Consider the following 24,908-nt stretch of genomic DNA (forward strand, 5'->3'; position numbering starts at 1 on the left):
GTTAGTTCATTCAGACGATGTTCCGCTTTGTGCGGCGCATCATTTGAAACGAGACAGTGCGATCGCCCTTCTGCCATTGGCCGATGGGCGGTCGCCGGAACTTCCAGCGAGAGAGAATGCCCATGAGCCTGCATACCGTCTAGTGCGAACGCCTCGGCAGCCGCTATCCGGTGGTGCAGACAGCCATGGGCTGGGTGGCCGATGCAAACCTAACCGCCGCGACCTGCAATGCCGGTGGCTTCGGTTTCTTCGCTGGTGCGACCACCGAGCCGGGCGATGTCGAGAACCAGATCCTCGCGATCAAGTCGAAGACCGACCGTCCGTTCGGCGTCAATTTCCACATGTTCCAGCCCAATGCCGAGGAAGTCATCTCGGTGGTCATCAAGCACAAGGTGCGGGCCGTCAGCTACGGCCGCGGCCCCGATGCCAAGACGATCAAGCGGCTCAAGGATGCCGGCGTGGTGTGCATGCCCACCGTCGGTGCGGTCAAGCACGCGATCAAGGCTGTCGAGCTCGGTGCCGACATCATCACCGTCCAGGGCGGCGAGGGCGGCGGCCATACCGGTGCTGTTCCCACGACCATCCTTTTGCCGCAGGTGCTCGACGCCGTGAAGGTTCCGGTGGTTGCCGCCGGCGGCTTCTTTGACGGGCGCGGCCTTGCCGCGGCCCTTGGCTATGGTGCTGCCGGTATCGCCATGGGCACGCGCTTCCTGATGACCAAGGAATCGCCCGTGCCGCGCTCGGCGCTCGACCGCTACCTTGCCACAAAGGACCCGACACTCATCCGCACCACCACGGCCGTCGACGGCCTGCCGCAGCGCTTCATCGAGAACGCCGAGATCAGGCGCCTCGAGAACATGAGCCTGCCGGCGCGCCTCGCCATGAGCATGAAATACGCTCGCCAGTGGGGCAAGGAGAGCGGGCTTGGCCCGATCGCCATGGCCAAGCTTGGCCTCAAGGTGCTGTCGAGCGGCGAGAACAGCTTCGCCCAGACCGTGATGGCGCCGAACCTGCCGACGCTGGTGCAGCGCGGCGTGGTCGAAGGTAATACCGAAACCGGCCTGCTGCCTTCCGGCCAGGCCGCTGCCATGATCGACAACCTCGAAAGCTGCGAAGAGCTGATCGCCCGCATCGTCAGCGAGGCGGAAGCACGGCTGAAGGCCGTCTCGGCGCTCGTCGCCCCCAACTGATTGGAGAGAATTCGATGAGTGACCAATTCTGGACCAGGATCGAGGACGGCATAGCCGAGCTGGTGATCGAGAACGCACCTGTGAATGCACTCGACAGCATCGGCTGGCGCAAGCTTTCGCAGGAGATCGACGCGCTCAACGCCAACACGGACGTGCGCGTCGTCGTCATTCGCGCCGAGGGCAGGGGTTTCTGCGCCGGCGTCGACATCAAGGAACTGCAGAGGCATCCCGAGCGCATCCCCGAAGTGAATGCCGGCAACTGGGAGACGTTCCGCGCCATCCATCGCGGCCTGAAGCCGGTGATCGTGGCCGCCCATGGCTACATTCTGGGCGGCGGCATCGGTATCTGCGGTTCGGCCGACATCATCATCTGCTCGCCTGACGCGACCTTCGGCGTGCCTGAGGTCGATCGCGGCGCACTCGGCGCCGGCGCGCATCTGCAGCGCCTGTTTCCGGTGCAGAAGGTGCGCCAGATGTACTTCACCGGCGAGCCGATCGACGCGGCTGAGGCTTATCGCCTTGGCGCGGTCGAGAAGGTTGTACCGCGCGAGGAGCTGCGCGAGGCGGCCATCAAGCTTGCCAGGACCATTGCCGCCAAGAGCGCGATCATGATCCGCCTCGCCAAGGAAGCGCTGAACGGCATCGAGGACGGTGACCTCGAGAAGAAGTACCGCTGGGAGCAGGGTTTCACGGCCCAAGCCTACCTGACCCAGGAATCGCAAGAGGCGCGCGACGCCTTCGTCGGCAAGCGCGACGCCGACTTCAAGAAGTAACCAGACCAGGACGCCCCGACATGACCGCTACCAAGATCCTTCCCGCCCCGCCCTATGTCGAAGGCCACGGCCTGCTCAAGGGCCGCTCGGTGCTCATCACTGCGGCTGCCGGTGTCGGAATCGGCTTTGCCGCCGCCCGCAAGGCGATCGAGGAAGGTTGCCGCGCCATCATGATCTCCGACGTCCACGAGCGGCGCCTGGCGGAAGCGGCCGACAAGCTGCGTGCGTTCTCGCCGACCGTCGAGATCTACAGCCAGCTCTGCAACGTCACCGACGAGGAGCAGGTGCAGTCGCTCGTCGATGCGGCTGAAGACAAGCTCGGTGGCATCGACGTTCTGATCAACAATGCCGGCCTCGGCGGCCTCAAGCCCGTCGTGGAGATGACCGACCAGGAATGGAACCTGGTACTCGACGTGACGCTGACCGGCACGATGCGCATGACGCGTGCTGCGCTCAAGAAGATGCAGCCGCGCGGCAAGGGGGCCATCGTCAACAACGCCTCCGTGCTCGGCTGGCGCGCTCAGAAAGGCCAGTCGCACTATGCCGCGGCCAAGGCCGGAGTAATGGCCTTCACCCGCTGCTCGGCAGTGGAAGCAGCCGAATACGGCATCCGTATCAATGCCGTGTCTCCGTCGATCGCCATGCACGACTTCCTCAAGAAGTCGGCGCCACAGGAACAGCTCGACGCGCTGACCAGCCTCGAAGCCTTCGGCCGCGCGGCGGAAGTGTGGGAAATCGCCAATGTCATGATGTTCCTCGCCAGCGATTATGCCGGCTACATGGTCGGCGAGATCGTTTCCGTCTCCAGCCAGAGGGCCTGAGGATGGGCCTGGTTTTCTCCTCGCCCGACGAGGCGGTGGCAGCGATCGGCCAGAACCTCGGCGCGACCGACTGGCTCACCATCGACCAGGCGCGTATCGACATGTTCGCCGAGGCGACCGGCGATCACCAGTGGATCCACGTCGACCCCATGCGCGCCAAAGATGGTCCGTTCGGCTCGACGGTGGCGCATGGCTGCCTGACGTTCTCGTTGATCAATGGCTTCCTGCCCGACCTGTTCAAGGCAGAGGGGATGAAGCTGGGGATCAATTACGGCTGCGACCGGCTGCGTTTTCCTGCCCCCGTGCCTGTCAACTCCAGGGTTCGGGCCATGGGTGAACTGGTCAACGCCGGTTTGCTGCCGGGGAACGCCGTGCAGACGACGGTGCGCGTGACCGTCGAGATCGAAGGCTCGGCCAAGCCCGGCTGTGTCGCCGACATGGTCGGCCGCTACTACTTCTGAGGCGCACGGCGCTTCGGCCACCGGAGGTGACAATGGACAAGACTGGTGACGCGCAGGCGGGAATCCTGGCGCGACTGGACAGGCTCGAGTCGCGCGACGAGATCCGCCAGCTGATTTCCAAATATTCGCTGGCACTCGACATGCGCGACATGAACGCGATGGCCTCGCTGTTTGCGCCCGACGTCAAGGTCGGCGGTGGCAAGTCGGGCAGGGCGGCCTTGCGAGACTGGCTCGACGAAACCATGCGCAAGCAGTTCGACGGCACGTCGCATCATGTCGGTTCGACCATCATCGAATTCGTCGACGCCGACAATGCGGTGGGTGTCGTCTACTCGAAGAACGAGCATGAGTGCGGCGCCGAGTGGGTCATCATGCAGATGATGTATTACGACCGCTACGAGCGCATCGACGGCCGTTGGTTCTTCCGCCGCCGCCAGCCGCTCTACTGGTACGCTTCCGATCTCAACAAGCCGCCCGTCGGCTCGCGCAAGATGCGCTGGCCGGGGCGCGAGCCTTACGAGGGCTCGTTCCACGACCTCTTCCCGTCCTGGAAGGAGTTCTGGGCGCGTTCCGGTCCGGATGAAGCGTTGCCCGAACCGGCACCGCTCGAGGCCTTCATCGAAACCATGCGCAGAGGTAATGAAATCCGTGGCAACCGTGTGCGCTGAGAACACCAACGAAGGGCTGATCACCGACAAGCTGTTCCAACCGATCAAGCTCGGCAGCCTTGAGCTGTCCAACCGCATCGCGATGGCGCCCATGTCGCGCTATTTCTGCGCCGACGGCGTACCGCACGAGAAGGTGCAAGCCTATTACGCGCGTCGGGCGCTGAACCAGGTGGGCCTCATCATCACCGAGGCGACCTATATCGGCCACCCGACGGCACCGAGCTACGAGGGCGTGCCCTACTTTGCCGGCGAGGCAGCCCTTGCCGGCTGGGCCAAGGTACGCTCGGCGGTGCATGCGGGCGGCGGCAAGATCTTTCCGCAGCTCTGGCACACCGGTAGCTTCCGCAACTCCGCCATGGCCCCGCAGCCCGGCGTACCGGGCGTCGGCCCGTCGGAAAACCTCAACGCCTTCACCGGCCACCCTGAGCCCGCCCGGGCGATGACCGAGAAGGAAATCTTCGAGGTGATCGAGTCCTATGCGCAAGCGGCGGAAGCCGCACAGCACCTTGGCTTCGACGGCGTCGAAATCCATGGTGCGCATGGCTACCTGATCGACGAGTTCTTCTGGGCGACCTCCAACCGCCGCACCGACCGGTATGGCGGCAACCGGCGCGAGCGCACGCGCTTTGCCGTCGAGGTGATCGAGGCAATGCGCGACAGGGTCGGTCCCGACTTCCCGATCTCCTTCCGCTACTCGCAATGGAAGCAGCAGGACTACAAGGCCGTGCTTGGCGAAACTCCCGACGAGCTCGCCGAAGTGCTGCAGCCGCTGGTCGATGCCGGCGTGAGCATCCTGCATTGCTCGACGCGTCGCATATGGGAGCCGGGATTCGCGGCAGAGGGCGACATGACGCTCGCCGGTTGGACCAAGAAGCTCACCGGGCTTCCGGTCATCGCCGTCGGTGGCGTCGGCCTCGACCGGCCGGGTCTCAATGCTGCGGAAGCGGCTTCGCTCGAGGTGATCGAAAAGCCGCTTGCACGCGGCGAGTTTGACATCCTGGCCGTTGGCCGTGCACTTCTGGCCGACCCGGCATGGGCGCTGAAGGTCAGGGAGGGGCGGGTCCAAGAGGGAGTGGGCTACTCCAAGGAGCAGCTGAAGTCGCTGTTCTGACCGAGAAGGCGTTGCTTTTCCGCCTTTTTGCGCGGCAACGCCAACCCTCCTGCAACTCCCGCAGAAGAAAGAAGCGCCGGGGACTTTGTCCGCCGGCGCTTTCAGTTTGGGTCGACAGGGAGCTGGGAGGATGTCTGTCAGGCCGCCTGGCGCGGCCCGTGACCGAGGATGACGGCACTGTTCAGCACAAGGCGAACGAGTTCGGTCTGGCGCGTGATGCCGCTCTTGGAAAAGATCGAGCGCAGGTGGGCACGCGCAGTGTTGCGGCTGATGTCGAGCGAGGTTGCTGCGTCCTCGAGCGACAGGCCAGCCGTCAGGCGGCGGGCGACAGCGGCTTCGGCCGGCGTCAGGTCGAACAGCTGACGCACGAGCTCGCCCTCAACCTCGGGGTTGGCCTCGGGGTCGCGGATGTAGACGGCGACGGCCGAGTTGGCGGCGGCGGCGTTGTCCTTGCTGCCGCGGATCGGGCGCACGATGACGCCGAGATTGCGCGAGCCCGACTGCTTGGTCAGCGACAGGCCCCGCGAAGTGGTGCCGGCGTCGTCGGCTGCCATCTGCATGGCGGCCTTGATAGCAATCTGGAAGTCGCGGTCCTCCTTGGCCGAGGTGGCGCGCAACTTGTTGCCCTGAATCTGCAAGCCGTCCCGGGTTTCGAGCAGGCGCGCTGCAGCGTCGGAAGAGCGGACGATCTTGCCGGAATGGTCGAGGATGACCACGCCGACATAGAGCTTGTCCATGACGTCGGAATAGAGCCGACGCTCGACCTCGGTGGCGCCCATGCGCCAGGACGTCTCGACACCGCGCGCCAGCTGCGAAACCAGGATCTCGCAGACTGACGCTGCATCGTCGTCGAACTTGCCGTCGGCGCGATCGCGGAAGACCCAGAGCGTGTAGCGGGCGGTGTCGTCGGTGGGGACATAGGTGGCCGACATCGGCTGGCAGCGCTCGGAGAGATAGGCGAGTTGTGCCGGGCGGGTGAGGGCGGCACCTGATGTATCGTTCATCTGCTCGTTGATCTCAGTAAAGGCGTAGTAGGTCTCGCCGGTGCGCAGGCGGTCCTCGATCACCAGCACCGCGGCATAAGCGTCGAATTGCTCGCGGATAAGCTCGAGCGGGGTGCGCAGCGGCTTGCCGTTCATCAGGCTATCGGAGACACGATTGAGAAAGTGGCCGAATTCGACGATCGATCTGGCGTGAAAGGTCATGGCAGGAGCTCCCTATTTCCGCTGCACGCGGACGTGCGAAACCAGTGCCCGGCGGCGCAGCGTGCACGCCAGGAGGTCATGAGTTCGATTGTGTTGGCGAGGGCCGATGACGGCCCTTATGTCCGCGGATCAGGACGGAGGGAGGAAACCTCGTCGGGCAAGATGCCGGACGGACGACGATCCAGTTGTCAGGCTGTGTAGGCTCGAACCGGTCATCGCGCTTCCTCCCGAATGCGAAATGAATAATGTCGACAGTTATGTCATTAAATTGACACGTCGTCAAATTCGAAATGCGATGCGTGGAATTTTTGACACCGTGTCAGCAGTGGATAAGTCTTGGGCAAGGTGCAAACGAAATGAGCCGGGTCTTACGACCCGGCCCACATGTTCGGCAATCGACTGAAGTAAGATCAGGCGCCGCAGTCAGCGCGCTCGACCAGGCCGTCTTCGCGTGGCTTGTAGGGGTTCTTCACCACCTTGATCGACTCAGGCGCGGGCAGGAAGTGACTCTTGCCGCTGGCCTGGATCGGGCCGGTGAGCATTTCGACCTTGGAGGCGTTGGCCAAAAGCCAGGCAGCGATCGACTCACCGTCGGTCTTGCCCGAGCCGTTGATGGCCGCCGCCAGCACGATAGGCTGGATGTAGTAGGGGATCAGCGCCGAGGCACCGCCCATGCGGTCGACATCAGGAACCTGTTCCTTGGCCCGCTTGGCAAATTTGGCGAAGGCATTTTCGCCGACCGCATCGCTCGGGCAGTAGGTCATCCCGACGAACTGCACGCTGTAGACGTCCTTGAAGGCGTCTTCACCGACCACGGCGACATTGCCAACGGCGTAGTTGGTCATCGTCTGGTTGGCCAGAACCGGCACGTCCCAGCCGATGTCGGCACGATTTTCGAGCAACTTGCGCGAGTCGTCACCGATCGAGTTGATCAAAAGGATCGCCTCGGCGCCCGAGCTGCGCATCTGGAACAGCTGCGGGGTCATGTCCTCAGTGCGGAATGCGAATTCCTGCACTGCGGTCGGCTCGACGCCCTTCGACTTCAGGTAGTCGACGATTTCGACCACGGCAGCCTTCGACATGCCGCCATTGTCCGAAATCAGCGCCAGCTTCTTGAGCTTGAGCACGTCGATGGCGAAGTCGATATTCGGCCTCATCTGGTTGAGGCCGGTGACCGAACCCGAGAAATGGAACGGACCAGCCTCGGGAGTCAGCTGGGTCGAGGCAGCCGAAGAGACTTGGGCAATCTTCTTCTCGCTCGCAACCGGAACGACCGGGATGGTCTCCTGGCTGGTGGCCGGGCCGACGAGCGCCTCGACCTTCTCGTTCTCGATCAGGCGGCGCACTTCGGCAACCGCATGGGTCGGGTCGGTCATGGTGTCGCCGAGCACCAGCTCGGCCTTCTTGCCGAGAATGCCGCCGGCGGCATTGATGTCTTCGATGGCCAGCTTCCAGCCCACTTCAGCGGTCTTGCCGATCGAAGCACCACCGCCGGTCATCGACATGATGCCGCCGATCTTGACGACCTCCTGTGCCTGCGAAATGCCCGCCGACAGGGCAAGGGCTGCTACCGAAACCATTCCCATGGCAATGCGACGAGTAATGGAACTATTCCATTGGAAGTTCATGCGTTTCTCCTCCGCTTACTTCGACCGACAAACAGTCACGGCCATGTGTCCGGAACATCGTCCGCTTGGACGATGGAGGGTGCGGAGCAGACGAATTCGTTAGCGTGAGCTAACAAATGACGCAAGGTTCAGTGCGGTGTGGCCTTCCTGGTGACGACGGCACGCGCCAGGGCAGGTTCCGGTAGCTTGCGCCAGGCCATCCAGGCAAACATCGCGCCCAGCGCCATCAGCGGCACGACGACTGACATGCCCAGCATGGCGTCGCCGAGAACACCGGCAACGACAGTTCCCAGAAGGCCGCTGCCCATCTGCAGGAACCCGCTCAACGAGGCGGCGGCACCTGCATTGTCGGGGAAGGCAGCGACCGTTGCCGCCGACATCGCCGGCATGACGAAAGAGTTGCCGAAGACGAACATCGCCATGGGCAGTGTCACCGAGAGGAATGTCGGCTCGTACAGCCCGAGCAAGACCGCCATGGCGACGGCGCCGAGCCCACTGATCGCCAACCCAATCGGCACCATGCGATAGGCGCCATAGCGCGGAATGAGGCTGCGCATGGCCAGGGAACCCGAGATGAAGCTGGCCGACTGGAACAGCATGGCGAGGCCGAACTGTGCGGGTGTCAGGCCCAGCCTGTCCATCAGGATGAAGGGCAATACGGTGGCCTGGGTGTAATAGGCGCCCAGCGTGCCGGCGATGACCAGGCTGGAGAACAGGAAATAGCCGCTGCCGAGCAGTTTGCGATAGGTCTGGATCACCGCTTTCGGCCGCACGCGACTCGGATCGCGCTCGACAGTCTCGACCAGCGCGAAATGGACGGTCAGCAGCGAAGCCACGCCGATCAGGAACATGATCGAGAAGATCGCATGCCAGCCGGCGACTTCCATCACCAGCCCGCCGACGGTCGGCGCAATGGCTGGCGCAAGCGCGAGCATCAGGGTGATCAGGTTGAGGATGCGCGCCGACTGTTCATGAGCAAAAAGGTCACGCACGATTGCGCGCGACAGCGAAAGGCCGACCGCTGCCCCCGCACCCTGCAGCAGGCGCGACAGGATCAGCACGTCGATGGAGGGCGCAAGCAATGCGCCGAGGCTGCCGACAAGGTAGATGCCGAGGAAGGCCAGCGTCACCGGTTTGCGGCCGTAGCCGTCGGACAGTGGTCCGCAGACCAACTGGGTGAGGGCGAAGCCGGCGAAATAGAGCCCCAGCGTCATCTTCACCGCCTCTTCGGTCGTGCCGAAGGCGTGGACGATCTCGGGCATGGCGGGCGTGAACAGTGAAAGCGAGGCCGGCCCGAGCCCGGCCAATACCGCGCCGACGATGGTGACCCGCCGCTCGCTCATGACGGCGGGCTGCAGTTCTTCTCGGTCTGATGTCATGCGCTCGCCCCGGCTCGATGGATGGCAGGCGCCTCATCGGCGGAGTGCCTGCATCCAGATCGAACCGGTGCTGGGAAAGGTCATCCGTCATACGGACTAGCGCCGGGACAATTTGGCTCGCGTCGTCCAAGGAAAAGGGCCGCATGTTGCGGCCCTTCGACATATCTCAGACAGCGGTGCCGTAGAGATCGTAGGGATCGGAGCGATCGACCTTGACGGTGACGATGTCGCCGACGCGCAGCGGGCGGCGTGACTGGATGTGGACCGAACCGTCGATCTCTGGCGCGTCATATTTGGTACGGCCTTTGGCCGACGTGCCGTTGGCCTCGTCGATGATAACGGGCAGGCGCTTGCCGACCTTCCTGGCCTGCGCGGCGGCAGAAATCTTCTGCTGGCGCTGCATGAAGCGGTGCCAGCGGGCTTCCTTGACCTCCTCGGGGACCTGCTCGAGGCCGAGGTCGTTGGAGCGCGCGCCTTTGACCGGCTCATATTTGAAGCAGCCGGCACGGTCGATCTTGGCCTCGTCGATCCAGTCGAGCAGCATCTCGAAGTCTTCCTCCGTTTCACCGGGGAAGCCGACGATGAAGGTCGAGCGGATAGCGAGATCCGGGCAGACGTCGCGCCAGCCGCGAATGCGCTCGAGCGCCTTTTCGCCATGGGCCGGGCGGCGCATGTTCTTGAGAACCTGCGGCGAGGCATGCTGGAAGGGGATGTCGAGATAGGGAAGGATCTTGCCTTCGGCCATCAGCGGGATGACGTCGGCGACATGCGGGTAGGGGTAGACATAGTGCATGCGCACCCAGATGCCGAGTTCGCCAAGCTCCTGCGACAGGTCGAGGAATTTGGCGCGGACCTCGCGCTCCTTCCAGACGCTGGTCGCATATTTGACGTCGATGCCGTAGGCGCTGGTGTCCTGGGAGATGACGAGCAACTCCTTGACGCCGGCATTCGCCAGCTTTTCCGCCTCGCGCAGCACGTCGGCCGCAGGGCGCGAGACGAGATCGCCGCGCAGGTCGGGGATGATGCAGAAGGTGCAGCGGTTGTTGCAGCCCTCTGAAATCTTCAGATAGGCGTAATGGCGCGGCGTGAGCTTGACGCCCTGCGGCGGCACCAGATCGGTAAACGGGTCGTGCGCCGGCGGGGCGGCTTCGTGCACGGCGGCCATGACGCTTTCATAAGCCTGTGGACCGGTGATGGCGAAGACGTTGGGGTGTTTCTCGCGGATCAGTTCGGGCGTGGCACCCATGCAGCCGGTGACGATGACCTTGCCGTTCTCCTTCATCGCCGTGCCGATCGCGTCGAGCGACTCGGTGCGCGCGGAATCGAGGAATCCGCAGGTGTTGACGACGACGAGGTCGGCGCCGTCATGCTTGCGGGCGATTTCATAACCCTCGGCGCGAAGCTGGGTGAGGATGCGTTCGGAATCGACAAGCGCCTTCGGGCATCCGAGGCTGACGAAGCTGACGCGGGGTGCTGCTGACATAGGCAGGTTTCCAATGGACACGGGCCGGTAACCCATGAGGTCCGGCCCGGAAATCTGTTGATGTGTCGATCTGGCGGCTCGACAACGAGCTCAATTCGGGCGGCGCAATAGCACAGATCGGGGCCCAAGCAAACCGGCTGATCGTCGCAAGCAGAAAGGGCCGGATCGCCTCCGGCCCTTTTTTGTCTGTTGCTTCAGCTCAGTGGGCCGGAGCGCTATGACCGCCGAACCATTCGCTGAGGAAGCCGAATTGCTCCGGGAACTGGTCGACGGCACCGTCGAGCAGCATCTTGATGGCGACATAAAGGATGATCAGCAGGCCGATATAGGCGATCCAGCGGTAGCGGTGCAGCAGGCGTGCGACGAAGGAGGCGGCAAAGCCCATCAGCGCGATCGAGAGCGCGAGACCGATGATCAGAACAGTCGGATGGTCCATGGCGGCACCGGCAACCGCAAGCACGTTGTCGAGCGACATCGACACGTCGGCGATGACGATCTGCCAGGCGGCCTGCGCGAAGGTCTTGCGCGGGCCTTTGCCGGCGATCTTGCCGTCCTTATCGTAATCCGCGTCGGACAGTGCCTCGGTCGCTTCATGCTCCTGCTCGTGGCTGACGCTGAGTTCACGCCACATCTTCCAGCACACCCACAGCAGCAGCAGGCCGCCGGCGATGAGCAGCATCGGCCCGATGGCCAAAAGCCACTGGGTGATCAGCGCGAAACCGATACGGAGAACGGTCGCCGCCGCGATGCCGACGAGGATGGCCTTCTTGCGCTGGTCGGCCGGAAGGCCCGCCGCGGCAAGGCCGATGACGATGGCATTGTCGCCAGCAAGCACGAGGTCGATAGCTATGACCTGCAGAAGGGCTGTAAAGCCTGCAGCAGTGAATATCTCCATCGGACGGGACCCTCTCCGTTCAGTTCCAATGTCTTGATGTCGGCTATAACGCCCGACGCGCGTGCGTCAACAGACAAGCAGCGCGTTTATTCGAAACCGCTTGAATCGGCTCCATCCCTGACGCGAAGCTGACGAAACTTGGTGATAATGGCGGCTAGCCGGCCGCGAGTGGAGCTCGACCGGCCGATCTCGCGGCCTATTCGCAGACGTATCTGACGCGACCCGTGGGGCCGCTTACGGCGCGGCAGGATATCGGTTTGGAATTACCGGTGGTCGTCGCACGGCTTGGTGCGCGCGTCACCGGGCGAGGGCCAGGCTGCTCGGTGGCGAAGCGGATATCAGGCCCGGTTGGAAAGGCGGCTGCCTGCTGGCGCTCGGCCGCGGCACGCTTTGCTTCGTCGTCCTGCCAGAAGCGCCGGGAGTCCATCTGTTTCGGAATGACGACGGTGCCGTCGGACGCGCGACTGCAGCCGCCAAACAGCGTGGCGGAGAAACCCAGGGTCAGAGCAAGCGTCAATGTCGAACCAAAACTCATGCGAATGCTATATCGCGGCCGAAGGCGTCGATAAAGTCCTTCTGTTCAAGCAGTTGGGATAAATAAGAAAAATCGTCCAGGACAGATCGACGCTGATTTGCAGCGCCGCCTTGTTTGGAAGCCTGCGGTTTCAGGCACTCACAGCGTGCTGCCAACCGAACTCAGCGTTGTCGCGATTGCCTGCTTGTATCTCTCGAATTCCGGCGACGTCTGCCTGACTACCTGTGGCGGTGGTGACGCGGGGGTGGAACTGGGCTGCGAGGTCGTGGCAGGAGCGCGGCCGGTCATCTTCTTCTCCGCCCAGGCAACGACATAGGTGGCGTTCTTGCCAGTCAGAAATGGGTTGGCCTTAATGACGACAGCTCCGAGGACGTCGGCGATCATGGCGTCGCCAGAGGCCGACAGGATCTGGTGGGCACCTTCCATGCCCAGGAAGTGACAGAGGTAGAGCCGCCCGGCGGTGATCTGGTGGCCGCGCTGCTTGAGATAGGCTTCGCCCTCGCGGGCCAGGTTGCGCACCATTTCGCGCGAGATTGTCGGATCGAAGCGCAGTTCGAGCAGTTCGGCAGTCGACAGCGAGCGCGCCAGATCGGGTCGGTAGGTATTCATCATCCGGATCCAGGTGCTGCTGATGAACTGCCCGAGGCCCGTCGCCGACGACAGCGGGTTCTTGGCGCGCGCGCTGCCGCCGCTTTCGACATGGATGATGCGGTTGGTAAGGATCTCGATGGCCTGATCGTCAGAAGAGGTTGTCGCGACGGTGGTTGTGGTCGTCGTGGTGGTTGGCGTCTTGGTCGTCGCCACGGCGACCGTGACCGTGCCGAGCGGATCGATGGCCTGACCGTCCTGGTAGAGCTCGAAATGCAGATGCGGACCGGTCGACAGGCCGGTGGTGCCGATATAGCCGATGACGTCGCCGGCCTTGACTGTCGTGCCGACGCTGATGCCGTCGGCGAAACGCTGCATGTGGGCATAGCGGGTTTCACGGTTGTTGGCATGGGAGATGCGGATGAGGTTGCCGTAGCCCTTGCCGTCGCCCTCGAATACGACCTGGCCGTCGAAGGCAGCGGCAATCGGCGTGCCGATAGGGGCTGCCCAGTCGACGCCCTTATGGATGCGGACGGTCTTCAGGATCGGATGCTTGCGCGGCCCGAAGGTCGAGGTCATGACGCCATTGACCGGGGTCAACATGCCGTTCGTCGTCGCCAGCGAGCGAACCTGATCGTCACCGCTGACGCAGGAGAACTGGCCGTCGCTTTGCTGGAAGACGAAGCATTCGAGCCTCTTGTCGCTGCCGTGGACGCCGACATAGAGCACGCGGCCGGCAACGCCATCCTTGCCGCGCGCCGTCGCCGAATAAAGCAGGACAAGGCGCTGGTCCTCGGTGGCGAAGGCATTCAGGTCCTGGCCGCGCGACAGATACATGATCGCCTCGCCGAGCACGCCTGTCGGCACGTTGTTGCGGGCGGCGGTCGAATAGATCGCGTCGAGCAGCCGGTACTGGCGTTTCTGCGCGCCAACCTGCGGTGCGCCGGAATAGTTGAACAGGTCGTCGCGCACCCATGGATCGACGCCGGAGACGAACTGGCCGGCCGAATTGCGGGCAAGCGTGCCGACGAACCTGTTCATGGCGTAGACCGAAACCTGCATCAGCGCCATCGCGGGCGCGCTGCGCCGGGGGCGGAAGCCGCGCAGGGCGACGACATAGCCGGGTTCCAGGTTCTCCAGCTTGAAGACCGCCTTGACAGCGTCGCTCACCAGCCTGGCTTCGTCGGTCGCAAAATGCGCCTCGAGCGCCACGCTTTCGAGCGTGCGGTTGGTGAGGATCTTGACGAAGATGTCTTCGGTGGCTGTGAACCGCTCGGGCTCCGGGGTCACGGTCGCCACGCTGGTGTTGTTTTCGACGGCGGTTTTTTCGAAGGTGGGCAGGGCGGCCTCGCCCTGGTCGATGGTTTCGCCCCAGCCGGCGCCGAGATCGGAGGTGTCGTCGCCCTCGGGCCCGATCTCATCAAGGTCGCTCGCTGCCGACGGCGTCGGCTGGACGTTTGTTTGCTGTCCTGGCAGAGGCTCGGCGACAGCGCGCTGCGCCTGGAAGAAGGCAAAATCCTCCTGGGTCGACGGGATGGCGGTCATGAAGCGTTCGCTGGAGCTCAGCATCGTGTCGGACAGGTATTCGATGCTGGGCGAGATGCCGTCCTCGGTAAGCTCAGCCGGGCGTGAAAGCTGGCGTCGCTTGGTCTCTGTGCCGGCCTCATGCGCCAGGTTGATCCACATCGGGTCGCCGGGAAGATCGACGATGGCTGGGACGTAGACAGCGGCGTCTGCCGGCACGATGTCGGTTTCCTCCGTCGGTTGGAGATCGCCCTCATATTCGCCTGATGGCCAGTAATCCGCGCCGAAGTAGATGGCCGCCGCAACAACACCGGCCAGTATGAGGATCCCCGCCGCGATCACCGCCTTCAGCCGCCGCTCACGCGAGCGTTTGGCCATACGTTGTTGTTTTTGCTGCTTGAAGCTCGTGTCGATGCCATGCGTCATGGCGAAGACCCGGTCAGGAAGAAAGTCCAGCGGGCCTGTTCGAGCGTATCGACTTCAAAGAACCGGGCAGCGATGTGGCCGCTCTGCCAGCATTCGTCGATGCCGCGCACGGTGAAACGCTTGCGCTCGACGCACATGTCGGTCGAGCCGCTGAGGATTGCATTGCCGAAGACGTCGGTCGCGTAGACGTAGATGTAGCGGTTGGTCAGTTCTTCACGAATGACGTTGACGCACTGGTTCGCGCCGATCGTCCACCAGCCGTCGGTCTGGAACGCGGCGTCGACCTCCTGGCCGACGGCCAGGTTGACGACGTCGAGCGTCTGGTTGCAGACGGTGAATTCCGCGCGGGCCACGCTTGGCGCAAACAGCAGCGACAGCAGTGTCAGTAAGACGAACAAAGCTGCGTGTGGATCGGTTCGGTGTCCGATCCCACCCGCATCGTCTTGCCGGCCGCTATCGGCCTCCCGCCAAAGCCCCAGAAGCTGCACCGTCGGCCTCGCCCCGAATCCGCACCAGTACAATGGTGACGTTGTCCGTTCCGCCGCGCTCGAGAACCTTTGCGAGCAAGTCTTCGCATGCCGCCTGCGGTGACGTCGATACCACTGCCGCCTCGATCTCGTCGTCCGAAACATGGGCGGTCAGCCCGTCAGTGCCGAGAATGAAGACATCGCCGGGAAGGAGATCGCCCTGGCGGAAGTCGACGTCGATATCGTCGCTGACGCCGATGGCGCGGGTGATGACATTGCGGCGCGGCCAGGTCTGCGCTTCCTCTGCGGTGATTGCGCCGCGATCGAGCAGTTCCTGGACCTCGGTGTGATCGTGCGAGACTTGCGAGATCGAGCCATCGCGCACCAGGTAGACACGGCTGTCGCCGAGCCAAAGGCAGGCAAATTTGCCGTCCATGGCAAGCAGTGCTGCGACCGTCGAACCCATCGTCGCGCCACGCGAGTCCGATATTTCGCGGATGTCGGAATGGGCCAGCCTGAGCCTGTCGACGAAGCGTGCGCGCAGATCGGGCGCCGATTCAGGAATGCCGATCGTCGACAAATGTTCGACGATGCTGGCGGAGGCGACCTCGCCGGCGTCGTGGCCGCCCATGCCGTCGGCGACCACCCACAAGCCGCTGCGAGGCTCTATCAGGTAGCTGTCTTCATTGACCTGACGGACGCAGCCCTTGTGGCTGACGCCATAGCTTTCGAAGGGGAGGACGACATCGTTCAATGGCCTCAAGCGCACTCGGGCGCCCCTCTGCGTTGCGTATTGACGCGCGCGCCTTTCAGTCTGCCACAGGCCCGTGCGTTAGAGTACAGAAATTAACACGTGCCGGACCGCCTGTGCCTGCCCACTGTTTCAAAGCCCCTTCGGACAGGTGAAACCGGAGAATGCGGCAAGTGAAAACGGGTTGCCAGGCGGATTGATCTGAACGGTGTAGGCGACATCGCGGCCGCCGATGACGTAGCGCAATTCGAGCTTGTCGCCGTTGACGGTCGAGGTCCCTGCGTCGAGCAGCCGCTTGAGCGACCAAGGGCCTTCGAAACTGATGGCGGATTCGCGCCCGGGCAGCTCCGGCGTCAGGCTGAGATTGGCCGAAGCGGCGGAGGCGTTGCCGGGCCAGGTTACTATGCCCGGGCTGCTGCCGTTCTGGTAGCTCTGGACGACCTGGCCGTTAACGTCGAGCAGGGCCATGTCGGCGTCGCCATGCAACGAAAACGGCGTGAAGGTGATGTTGACCGCCGGCGTCGAGCCCCCAAGCGGGAAGAACGCGTCGCGGATTTCCGCGGCAAGCTGGAACTGCTTCAACGTCGACCTCGACAGTCCACGGCCGAGACGCGACTCCTGCTTCCACTGCCACTCCTGGCCAGACATATCGGCGAAGGAGGCAAGGTTCTGGGCGAAAAACCTGTCGATGACGCCGCTGGGCGCAAAAAGCCGGGCGAAATCTCCGATCGGCACGTCCTGGCTGGCGCCGCTACCAAAGGGATAGCGGTTGGCGATGATTTCCTCGCACAGGCCGGTGACAGTTTCCTGCAGCGACTGATTGAGCTGTGCTACTGAGGTTTCGGCAACATCGCCCTCGAAATCATCGGCGGCGGCGTGGACCATGCGCGACAATGTCTTGGGCAGGCGCGAGGCATTGGCGCGGAGGTTCGATATCTGCAGCTGCAGATTGGCGTTGATCCGGCCGGCCTGCGATGGCGCGGCCGCCGAGATCGTCAGGCTCTGATAGACGGCATGGAAATTCTGGATCAGCGCATCGATGGGCCGCTGTCCGGGACGGCCGTCGACAAGAAGCTGGAACGGTCGGAACTGCGCCTCGATGTTTGCGCCTGGCACGACTGTCGGCGCGTTGGCGAATGCCGCGCCGGCCCGACTGGCGGATTTGCGACCAGGCAACTCGATGCCGATGCGGGCGAGGCCTTCGGCGCGGGCGTCGGCATCGGCTGCGGTTGTCGTGCCGCGTGTCAGGGCCGTCTCGCGGGCGATCGCCTCGAACAGTTGGGCCAGCGGCGAACTCGCCGAGCCGGCGGCGGAGAGCGCCAAATATTCGGGCTTGTCCGCCGACATCGGCCTGAATTTGAGCTTGTCGAGGGCACCGTTCCATGCGGCGGAAAATTCGTTGCTGTAGCGCTCGAGCATTTCGGGGCCGAGCCGCAGCAACTCCTGGTCTACATCGCCTTGCTCGCCGCCGGCACCAATGACCCATTGCTCGTCGGCGAGCTTTTGCGCGATACCGGCAAGCTGCGTCAGGTAGAAATTGCTGAAGCCGGCATAAGTGTAGAGGCCGGGGATGCGCAGCGCCGACAGATCGCTGCCATCGACAGTCTCAAACACCAGCTTTGCCTCCTGGCCGCCTTTCGACGCGACGACGAAGTCGTCGAGCGTGGCGGCGGACAGCGCCGAGGCGATCAGGGCGGAAGCGCGGTCTGCGACCGTCATGCGACCCAGCGCGCGCTGCGCAGACTCGACGACGGGGCGATTGATCTCGAATACCGGATCGAACTCGTCATCGAGTGAGAGCATCGCCCGCAGGTGCTTTTCCAAGACGAGCCGGCCTTCGCGGTTTTGCGGACCGGGATAGCGGTTCTGTTCCCAGTCCTTCTTCATCCACGAGACGATCTGTTCGTCGTCGACCTTCGGCGCTTTGCCGCCAAGCATGAGGTAGATCTTGAGCGCCTCGTAGAGTGCTGCAGGATCGCTCATCTTCGCCCCGATGGTGCGCTCGAGGTGCAGCAGCAGGCGAGGGCGCAGCAGGCGCTCCAACGCCAGCCGGTAGCTAGTTTCCGATGCCGAAAGCAGCCGCGCGCGCTGGCTTAGCCCGAGCGTTTCCCGAGCCGGCGAAGGCTGGTCGCGGTTCTCGTAGCCGGTCGGCATGCTGCGAATGCTCTCAAGCGCGTCGATGACATTCTCGAGGTCGACGTCGGACACGGTTTCCGCCTGAAGCAGCCCGGCTGCGGACGACGCATAGCTTTCAGCCGCCTGGCTGGTGGTCGCGATCAGCGCCTTGTTGGCTGTGTAGCTCATGCCCAGCGCGCCCAGCGCGGCAGCAGTGACTATTGTGATGGCGCCGATACCGGCATAACGGGCGAACCTGGCGCGACGGTCGGCAGCATCATCGTAGGAGACCCAGCCGGCTTCGGCGAAGATGACCCTGGTCAGCAGGTCGTGCAGGAAGAAGCTTTTGCCTGTTCCGGAGAGTTGCGCCTGGGAGCCGTTGCCAAAACCTCGCCCGATGGCGCCGAGCACGCGATCGATCGGCGTGCCCTCCTGCGTGCCGGAGGAGAAATAGAATCCGCGCAGGATGGCACTGGCCTGCTTCTTCGTCGGCTCGAAGACCCGGCTGAGGAAGCTTGTACTGCGCTGCCTGAGCGAAGCGAATTGCGCGGCGAAGCTAAAGATGGCGATACGTGCGACCGGATCGAGCTCGCCTTGCAGACGATCGGGCATGTCCTCGGATAAGCGGCGCACCAGCGCGTCGAACTCGGTAGATACTTCGCCGGCCATGTTCGCCTTGCGGTCGGCACCCTGGAATGTCGCGCCCCAGACCATGCGCCGGCCGGTTTCATCGAGATTGCCGAAGCTTTCCATGAAGCCGGCGATCAGGTCGGCCTTGGTGAACAGCACATAGACGGGAAAGCCGACGTTCAGCGTCTCATGGATTTCCTGCAGGCGATTGCGGATGATAACGGCGTGGGCATCGAGTTCCTGGTCGCTTGAGCTCATCACGTCGGCCAGGCTGATGGCGACGATCACGCCATTGATCGGCTGTCTGGCGCGGTGTTTCTTGAGCAGCGACAGAAAGGCGAGCCAGGCCTTGCGGTCGCTTTCGGTATCGGAATCCTGGCTGGTGTAGCGGCCGGCGGTGTCGATCAACACCGCTTCGTCGGTGAACCACCAGTCGCAATTTCTGGTGCCGCCGACGCCGGGAACCGGCTGGGCCATGCCCGAAACTGCGAGCGGAAACTTCAGGCCCGAATTGACCAGCGCCGTGGTCTTGCCGGCGCCTGGCGGGCCGATGATCAGATACCAGGGCACCTCATAGAGGAAGTTGTGTCTGCCGCTGGCGCGCTTGAGCGCGGCGATGGCCTTGGTCATGCCCGTTTCGAGCAAGCTGGCGTCACCGTCATAGGCACTGTCGCTTGCGACGGCGGCTGCGAGCGCCTGTTGCGCCCGATGGGCATGCCAGAAGCGGAACAAGGCGACGCCAGCGACCAAGGCCAGGATGACGGCGATGACGGCCACTCGCGACCAGACTGGTTCGAGCGGCCGGCTGTCGGCCCAGACGATCAGCGGGCCGGCGAACCACACTGCCGTGGCAAGTCCAGCAAGCGCCATACCGCTCAATGTTCTGAGCAGCCAGGCCATCATCGCCACCATGCGACGCGGCGACGGGTGCTCACGAGGCCCCCTCCCGGCGGATCATGACGTCGACACGCCGGTTCAAGGCGCGGCCGTCGGCGGTTGCGTTGTCAGCGATCGGCACATCCTCGCCCTTGCCTTCTACGGTCATTCGCGAGGCATCGCCGATTCCAGGTGCAAGGGCTTTCGCCACCGCCTCGGCCCGGGCAACGGAGAGGTCGTAGTTCGACTTGTAAGCGCTGGACTGGCGCGGCTTCACATTGTCGGTGTGGCCGACGATCTTGATCGAGCCCGGTTCGTTGGCAAATGCTGCGGCGACGCGCGCTGCCACAGGTGCGAATTCGGACCTCGTCTCAGCCTTGCCCGGCTCGAAGAGCAGTTCGTTGTTGAGCTCGACGACTATGAACTCGCCCTTGGTCGCAACGGTCAATCCGCCGGCGCCGATATCCTGGGCGAGTGCTGCCCGGATACGGTAGATCTGCGCCATGGTCGGGGCCGCCTCGACAGGATTGGCTTTCTCGACCGGTTCGGCATGCTCGACGGGCGGGGCGAAGTCGGTGCGTTCGATGACGACAGGCGTCGCGGGGGTAAGTGCCAGCAATGTTGCCGCGAGCGTGTCGCCGTCCCTGGTCACGTCGTCGCGCATCCAGAAAAAGGCGGCAGTGACCAAAGCGAGGGCGAAAGCGCCGATCGCCCACAGTGGCACCCTGTAGGGGCGCCGGCTTACGCTGGCTGCGAGGCCCTGCCAGCGTGGGGAAATGCCGTCATCGACGAGTGGCCTGAAGTAGCGCAGCGCGGCATAGATGTCCTGGCGCACGAGCTCGAGGCTCCGTTCACCGCCGGCGACGCCACGATATGGGCCCTGGAAGCCGAGCGACATGCAGGCGTGCAGCAGTTCGAGCAGATCGCCCCGCTCCGCCGGATCGGCAAGCACCGAATTCAGCGCCTCGAAAAAGCCGTTGCCGGGCCCATCGATGCCATAGAAGCGCGACAACATGCCGTGCTGCGCCCAGATTTCGGGCCCGATGCCCGGCAGGTTCGCAACGATGTCGTCAGCGGTCTCGCTAAGGGCGTATTTCGCGATATGCACGTCGTCTTCGGCAACGCCGGCTTCGGCGGCTTTCCATTCGAATTCCTCGATGCTTTCGGCGACGTGCTGGGCCAGCACCGCTGTATCGGTCTCGACCGTCACCGTTCTGAGATGGCCGAACAGGATCAGAAGTGGGGTTGCCGCTGACATAAGCGGGTTGGCACCGGCGACCTGGACACGCTCTGCGGCCTCGAACAGCGCCTCTTGAGATGTGCCTGGTTCCGTCGCTGCCCGGTTGCGCTGTTTGTGGTTGTTGCGGGCCGTGTCGTCAGGTCGTTCGCCGAAGGGACTGGACTGATAGATGACAGTAGCTGAAGCAGGCATCTGCTGTTCGAGGCTGCCGCTGTAGATGATCGTCGGATCGGATGCCGGCGGTTGTGGCAAGGGCGGCGGTGCCTGATCTTGCCGCGGCGCGCGGCGCGGCGATCCGCGAATGACGGTTCTGCCGTCGGAGCCGGAAGGATCGTCCTTCGAACTCATCGCCGATTACCCGCTTTCGCGCGACGGCTGTCATGCCATGACAATACCGCAGGCGCCTCCGGTCACGTGCCAACAATGTATCGTAATGCAAGGAAATGCCGATGGGAACCGGGTCCGAGGCGGCGGGAGCAACCGAGGCCTCTGCAGCGAGATCGGTTTCGTCGGGCGGCACTACTTCTTGTTCGCCGATTTGGCGTAGGCTTCGCTGAAATAGGCCAGGAAGACGTCGAGCATGCCGTTCTCATGCGCGGCTTCCTTTGCTTCCCATGTCGCGACGAACATATCCCAGGCGCGGCCCTTCTTCGACACGAAGGCCGAGGCGGGAAGCTTCCGCTCAATGGCGTCAGGTGACAATTCCGACAGCAGCCGCGACAGCGCGGCCTGCATCGCCGCATAGGTCGCGAGTTCGTGGGTCTTGAGATCGCGGAATGCCTCCTCGACGCTGTGCCTGGCGTCGAGATAACCGGAGCGGCGCTGGGCAAACATGATCTCGAGGATTTCCTCCGAGCGCGGAATGAACTTCAGCGGGTTGTTGTCGACGCCGCCGATCATCGTGCGCTGACTGCTCTTGGCGAGCGCCTTGGCGGCGGCGCGCGCCTTGAGCAGCAAGGCAAGCTCGTCGACGACCGCGCGCAGCACCGCGCCCACTTCGGCGGCGACGTCTTTCGGGTCGCGCTGCAGGAACACCTCTGGAGAAACGCCGGCGCCCGCAGCGATGAGCCGGAGAAGTTCGGCCGCCTCCGGCCGTTGCTGCGGTGGAGGCGCTGGTTGGATTGGCACGGGCTGCGGCGCCCGCGCATGCTGGGCTGGCTGTCGCGCGACGACACCGGCCGCCGACTGGCCGTTGCTCGCGCCGCCGAAGAACGGATCCGCCAGTTGCGGCGGAGGCTGGCCGATGTCCGCTGTATGGCGGGCCGGGATCGGATTGCCCCAGTCGTTGCTGGCGCTCCGGTCGTCCTCGATTGCGACGGATACGATGTAGCGCCCGATCGAAAGCTGGTCGCCAGGGGCGAGCGGATGCGGGTCGGTCACACGCTGGCTGGAGCCATTGACGAATGTGCCGTTGCGCGAGACGTCGTAGAGCCAGAACGTGCCCCTGTCGTAGCGGACTTCGCAATGCAGGCCGGAGATGAAGAGATTGGGGTCGGGCAGGTTCCAGTCGCGATTTTCACGCCCGATGGCAAAGCTGCGACCATTCGAACTGTAGAACAGCGGTCCGCCGTCAGGCAGCCTGTCGACATTTTCGATGGTCAAAGTGATGAGCATCCGAATTCGTCCGCCAAACCTCTGTTCCCGGCAGCCTCGTCCAAATTCCTTATTTTATTCTAGCAGTTTGCTGCGACCGCAGCACAGGGGCTTTTGGGCGCGGCAGGTTCGGCGCTTGCGCCGCGCCGGTTTTGGCCGGTTGAAAAACTTGTGCTAAGCTTCAATTCAGATGTCCGGCCGTCCCCGCGGAGAGGCACGACGCATGGCTAACGATCGCGCGACTGTGGTCCGGACACCGCTCGGCGAGACGTTGACATTCACCCATTTGGCCGGCCGCGACGAGATCAGCCGCTGTTTCGCCTACACCGTCGGCTTCGTCAGCAGCGACCCTGATATCGATCCATTGAAGATGCTGGGCGGTGCCGTCTCGGTCGAGGGCGAGTCCGACCCGAAACGCTGGTTCAGCGGTCTGGTGTCGGATTTCCGCCTGACCCGCATCGAGGATCGGCAAATCTTTTACGAAGCGGTCGTCCGGCCATGGCTGTGGTTTCTCGGCACGGCCACCGATTGCCGCATTTTCCAGAACATGAGCATCGTCGAGATCGTCGAGAAGATATTCTCGAAATACGGCGCGGCGAAGTTCGAGAAGCGGCTGCAAGGTTCGTATCCGCCGCGCGACTATTGCGTACAGTATGATGAAACCGACCTCGATTTCGTCCAGCGCCTGCTCGAGCATGAAGGCATCATGTATTTCTTCGAACACGGCGACGGCGAACACACGCTGATCCTTGCCGACGCGATGAACAAGCTCAAGCCGGCGCCGGGTTACGAGAAGGTGCCGTATCATTTCGAAGGGCAGGGCGCGCGGCGCGACGTCGAGTACATCACCGAGTGGATCCCCGGCAGTTCGGTCAGGCCCGGCGCCTACACCCATACCGACTACGACTTCAAGAAGCCGGATGCCAGCCTGATGGCCAAGTCCGATCAGGCGTTCGGCCACAAGCTCGCATCAGGGGAAAACTATCGCCAGCCCGGCGCCCATCTGGATGTCGGCCGTGGCGACAAGATCGCCGGCATACGCCGCGAGGAACTCCAGGCCGTGCACCAGCGCATCGCCGCTGCCGGCACTGTGCGCGGGCTGTTTTCGGGCTGCACCTTCAAGCTCGACGGCTTTCCGCGCGACGACCAGAATCAGGAATATCTCGTAGTCAGCGTCGAATACCGCATCTTCGACCCGGGCTATCGCAGCGGCATCGAGACGGCGGGCGAGAGCTTTACCGTCGTTCTCGGCGTCGCACCGGCCAGCCTGCCATATCGTCCGCCGCGGATCACGCCACGCCCGATCATGCGCGGACCGCAGACAGCGCGTGTCGTCGGCCCGTCGGGCGAGGAGATCTTCACCGACGAATACGCCCGGGTGAAGGTGCAGTTCCACTGGGATCGTCTGGGCAAGAAGGACCAGGACAGTTCGTGCTTCGTGCGCGTTTCGCAGACCTGGGCCGGCAGCGGCTGGGGCTTCATCCAGATCCCGCGCATCGGTCAGGAGGTCATCGTCGACTTCATCGAGGGCGATCCAGACCAGCCGATCATCACGGGCCGCGTGTACAATGCCGCCCAGATGCCTCCCTATGGCTTGCCCGGAAGTGCAACGCAGTCTGGCTGGAAGTCGAACTCGTCCAAAGGGGGCGGCGGCTACAACGAGCTGATGTTCGAGGACAAGGCCGGTTCCGAACTGGTCAATTTCCAGGCCCAGAAGGACCACAACCTGCTGATCAAGAACGACCGTACCAAGCTTGTCCAGCACGATCAGTCGGACCGCATCGACCACGACGCAAAGCATTCCGTCGGCCACAACCTCGATGAAGACGTCGGCAACAACAAGACGGTCAAGGTTGGTGTCGACCAGACGACGGATATTGGCTCCAACGACACCGAGACGGTGGGCAAAAACCGATCGTTGAAGGTGGGGTCCAATGAGACCATCAGCATCGGTTCAAACTCGACGGAGACGATCGGCGCCAATCATGCCCAGACGGTCGCCATCGCCCAAGCGATAACGGTTGGCGCGGCGCGGGTGGATACGGTTGGCGCGACTGAGACGCGTACGGTCGGGTCGGCGCAAACCAACACGATCGGGTCGACGCGCGCTGTCACCGTGGGTGCGGCCCAAACCCATCAGATCGGTGCCGAGGATAGCTGGAACATCGCCTCGAACCAGGAGGTGACGATCGGCGCTGACCAGACCTTCAACATCGCCGGCGACCAGAAATCGAAGATCGGCAAGGGAAGGCGGACCGAAATCTCCGCCGACGACGGAACCAAGGTGGGCGGCGCCTATGAGTTGCGGATCGCCAAGGCCAGCATGGTTCAGATCGGCGAAGACGGGAAGATGAATGTCGGCAAGACATTCCTGATCGAAGCCGGCGACGCCATTGCGCTGAAATGCGGCTCGGCGAGCATCTCCATGAAGAAGGACGGAACGATCACCATCGAAGGCAAGGACATCAGCATCAAGGGATCGGGCAAGATCAACATCAAGGCTTCCAGCGACATCGTCATGAAGGGCTCGGAGATCAAGCAGAACTGAG

19 protein-coding genes are annotated in these 24,908 nt (G+C 63.5%); 7 read left to right on the top strand and 12 right to left on the bottom strand.

From position 1 onward, the window contains the following. Positions 1-170: 170 nt before the first annotated feature. The 6 genes from DY201_RS15735 to DY201_RS15760 are packed head-to-tail and all read left to right on the top strand — an operon-like array spanning position 171 to position 5,024. Positions 171-1,190, top strand: coding sequence for an NAD(P)H-dependent flavin oxidoreductase (locus DY201_RS15735; protein WP_207904329.1), 1,020 nt, complete (start codon positions 171-173; stop codon positions 1,188-1,190). A 14-nt stretch (positions 1,191-1,204) separates the two neighbouring features. After that, entirely contained in the window at positions 1,205-1,963 is a 759-nt protein-coding gene (locus DY201_RS15740; RefSeq protein WP_115732008.1) for an enoyl-CoA hydratase family protein, read from the top strand. Positions 1,964-1,983: 20 nt separating this feature from the next. Continuing rightward, a complete protein-coding gene (locus DY201_RS15745) occupies positions 1,984-2,784 on the top strand; it encodes an SDR family oxidoreductase (RefSeq protein WP_115732009.1) in 801 nt (266 codons plus the stop codon). A 2-nt stretch (positions 2,785-2,786) separates the two neighbouring features. After that, positions 2,787-3,245, top strand: a complete 459-nt coding sequence (locus tag DY201_RS15750) for a MaoC family dehydratase (protein ID WP_115732010.1) — start codon at positions 2,787-2,789, stop codon at positions 3,243-3,245. 32 nt (positions 3,246-3,277) lie between these two features. Further along, positions 3,278-3,913 carry a nuclear transport factor 2 family protein gene (locus tag DY201_RS15755; RefSeq protein ID WP_115732011.1) on the top strand — a complete coding sequence of 212 codons (636 nt, stop codon included), beginning with the start codon at positions 3,278-3,280 and terminating at the stop codon, positions 3,911-3,913. Next, a complete protein-coding gene (locus DY201_RS15760; protein WP_115732012.1) occupies positions 3,885-5,024 on the top strand; it encodes an NADH:flavin oxidoreductase in 1,140 nt (379 codons plus the stop codon). The genes DY201_RS15755 and DY201_RS15760 overlap by 29 nt, the downstream gene beginning before the upstream one ends. A gap of 137 nt (positions 5,025-5,161) precedes the next feature. On the opposite strand, the gene DY201_RS15765 is transcribed toward DY201_RS15760, so the two are convergent. The 12 genes from DY201_RS15765 to tagH all read right to left on the bottom strand — a co-directional run bounded on the left by DY201_RS15765 (position 5,162) and on the right by tagH (position 22,380). Beyond that, positions 5,162-6,229 (bottom strand): helix-turn-helix transcriptional regulator, encoded by a 1,068-nt coding sequence (locus tag DY201_RS15765; protein ID WP_115732013.1) that lies wholly within the window; start codon positions 6,227-6,229, stop codon positions 5,162-5,164. 410 nt (positions 6,230-6,639) lie between these two features. Next, entirely contained in the window at positions 6,640-7,857 is a 1,218-nt protein-coding gene (locus tag DY201_RS15770) for an ABC transporter substrate-binding protein (RefSeq protein WP_245432014.1), read from the bottom strand. 128 nt (positions 7,858-7,985) lie between these two features. Then, positions 7,986-9,236, bottom strand: a complete 1,251-nt coding sequence (locus DY201_RS15775; RefSeq protein ID WP_115732015.1) for a multidrug effflux MFS transporter — start codon at positions 9,234-9,236, stop codon at positions 7,986-7,988. A gap of 166 nt (positions 9,237-9,402) precedes the next feature. Then, positions 9,403-10,719, bottom strand: coding sequence for a 30S ribosomal protein S12 methylthiotransferase RimO (gene rimO / locus DY201_RS15780; protein ID WP_115732016.1), 1,317 nt, complete (start codon positions 10,717-10,719; stop codon positions 9,403-9,405). 199 nt (positions 10,720-10,918) lie between these two features. Continuing rightward, complete coding sequence (locus tag DY201_RS15785; protein WP_115732017.1) at positions 10,919-11,614, bottom strand: TerC family protein; 696 nt, start codon at positions 11,612-11,614, stop codon at positions 10,919-10,921. Between the two features lie 196 nt (positions 11,615-11,810). After that, positions 11,811-12,149, bottom strand: coding sequence for a hypothetical protein (locus tag DY201_RS15790; RefSeq protein WP_115732018.1), 339 nt, complete (start codon positions 12,147-12,149; stop codon positions 11,811-11,813). A 138-nt stretch (positions 12,150-12,287) separates the two neighbouring features. After that, entirely contained in the window at positions 12,288-14,687 is a 2,400-nt protein-coding gene (locus DY201_RS15795) for a peptidoglycan DD-metalloendopeptidase family protein (RefSeq protein ID WP_115732019.1), read from the bottom strand. Further along, positions 14,684-15,085: a DUF1036 domain-containing protein gene (locus DY201_RS15800; RefSeq protein ID WP_245518479.1), complete on the bottom strand. Its 402-nt coding sequence runs from the start codon at positions 15,083-15,085 to the stop codon at positions 14,684-14,686. Before DY201_RS15800 ends, DY201_RS15795 begins: the two co-directional genes overlap by 4 nt. Before the next feature lie 55 nt (positions 15,086-15,140). Then, on the bottom strand, positions 15,141-15,908 hold the full coding sequence (locus DY201_RS15805) for a PP2C family protein-serine/threonine phosphatase (protein WP_115732020.1): 768 nt from the start codon (positions 15,906-15,908) through the stop codon (positions 15,141-15,143). 129 nt (positions 15,909-16,037) lie between these two features. Then, entirely contained in the window at positions 16,038-19,550 is a 3,513-nt protein-coding gene (gene tssM / locus DY201_RS15810; protein WP_342635197.1) for a type VI secretion system membrane subunit TssM, read from the bottom strand. A gap of 31 nt (positions 19,551-19,581) precedes the next feature. Next, a complete protein-coding gene (gene tssL / locus DY201_RS15815; RefSeq protein WP_115732022.1) occupies positions 19,582-21,114 on the bottom strand; it encodes a type VI secretion system protein TssL, long form in 1,533 nt (510 codons plus the stop codon). Between the two features lie 171 nt (positions 21,115-21,285). Further along, entirely contained in the window at positions 21,286-22,380 is a 1,095-nt protein-coding gene (gene tagH / locus DY201_RS15820) for a type VI secretion system-associated FHA domain protein TagH (RefSeq protein WP_115732023.1), read from the bottom strand. Positions 22,381-22,582: 202 nt separating this feature from the next. Here tagH and DY201_RS15825 point away from each other — a divergent pair, with 202 nt between their 5' ends. Next, positions 22,583-24,907 carry a type VI secretion system Vgr family protein gene (locus DY201_RS15825; protein ID WP_115732024.1) on the top strand — a complete coding sequence of 775 codons (2,325 nt, stop codon included), beginning with the start codon at positions 22,583-22,585 and terminating at the stop codon, positions 24,905-24,907. The last annotated feature ends 1 nt before the right edge of the window (position 24,908 follow it).

The organism is Aminobacter aminovorans (assembly GCF_900445235.1).
In the GTDB taxonomy this organism is placed as follows: domain Bacteria; phylum Pseudomonadota; class Alphaproteobacteria; order Rhizobiales; family Rhizobiaceae; genus Aminobacter; species Aminobacter aminovorans.

What these genes read in the sequence shown, in the direction of transcription:
- DY201_RS15740 (WP_115732008.1), top strand. Translation starts at nt 1,205, where the DNA reads ATGAGTGACCAATTCTGGACCAGGATCGAGGACGGCATAGCCGAGCTG.
- DY201_RS15745 (WP_115732009.1), top strand. Translation starts at nt 1,984, where the DNA reads ATGACCGCTACCAAGATCCTTCCCGCCCCGCCCTATGTCGAAGGCCAC.
- DY201_RS15750 (WP_115732010.1), top strand. Translation starts at nt 2,787, where the DNA reads ATGGGCCTGGTTTTCTCCTCGCCCGACGAGGCGGTGGCAGCGATCGGC.
- DY201_RS15755 (WP_115732011.1), top strand. Translation starts at nt 3,278, where the DNA reads ATGGACAAGACTGGTGACGCGCAGGCGGGAATCCTGGCGCGACTGGAC.
- DY201_RS15760 (WP_115732012.1), top strand. Translation starts at nt 3,885, where the DNA reads ATGAAATCCGTGGCAACCGTGTGCGCTGAGAACACCAACGAAGGGCTG.
- DY201_RS15765 (WP_115732013.1), bottom strand. Translation starts at nt 6,229, where the DNA reads ATGACCTTTCACGCCAGATCGATCGTCGAATTCGGCCACTTTCTCAAT.
- DY201_RS15770 (WP_245432014.1), bottom strand. Translation starts at nt 7,857, where the DNA reads ATGAACTTCCAATGGAATAGTTCCATTACTCGTCGCATTGCCATGGGA.
- DY201_RS15775 (WP_115732015.1), bottom strand. Translation starts at nt 9,236, where the DNA reads ATGACATCAGACCGAGAAGAACTGCAGCCCGCCGTCATGAGCGAGCGG.
- rimO (WP_115732016.1), bottom strand. Translation starts at nt 10,719, where the DNA reads ATGTCAGCAGCACCCCGCGTCAGCTTCGTCAGCCTCGGATGCCCGAAG.
- DY201_RS15785 (WP_115732017.1), bottom strand. Translation starts at nt 11,614, where the DNA reads ATGGAGATATTCACTGCTGCAGGCTTTACAGCCCTTCTGCAGGTCATA.
- DY201_RS15790 (WP_115732018.1), bottom strand. Translation starts at nt 12,149, where the DNA reads ATGAGTTTTGGTTCGACATTGACGCTTGCTCTGACCCTGGGTTTCTCC.
- DY201_RS15795 (WP_115732019.1), bottom strand. Translation starts at nt 14,687, where the DNA reads ATGACGCATGGCATCGACACGAGCTTCAAGCAGCAAAAACAACAACGT.
- tssM (WP_342635197.1), bottom strand. Translation starts at nt 19,550, where the DNA reads ATGGCCTGGCTGCTCAGAACATTGAGCGGTATGGCGCTTGCTGGACTT.
- tssL (WP_115732022.1), bottom strand. Translation starts at nt 21,114, where the DNA reads ATGAGTTCGAAGGACGATCCTTCCGGCTCCGACGGCAGAACCGTCATT.
- tagH (WP_115732023.1), bottom strand. Translation starts at nt 22,380, where the DNA reads ATGCTCATCACTTTGACCATCGAAAATGTCGACAGGCTGCCTGACGGC.
- DY201_RS15825 (WP_115732024.1), top strand. Translation starts at nt 22,583, where the DNA reads ATGGCTAACGATCGCGCGACTGTGGTCCGGACACCGCTCGGCGAGACG.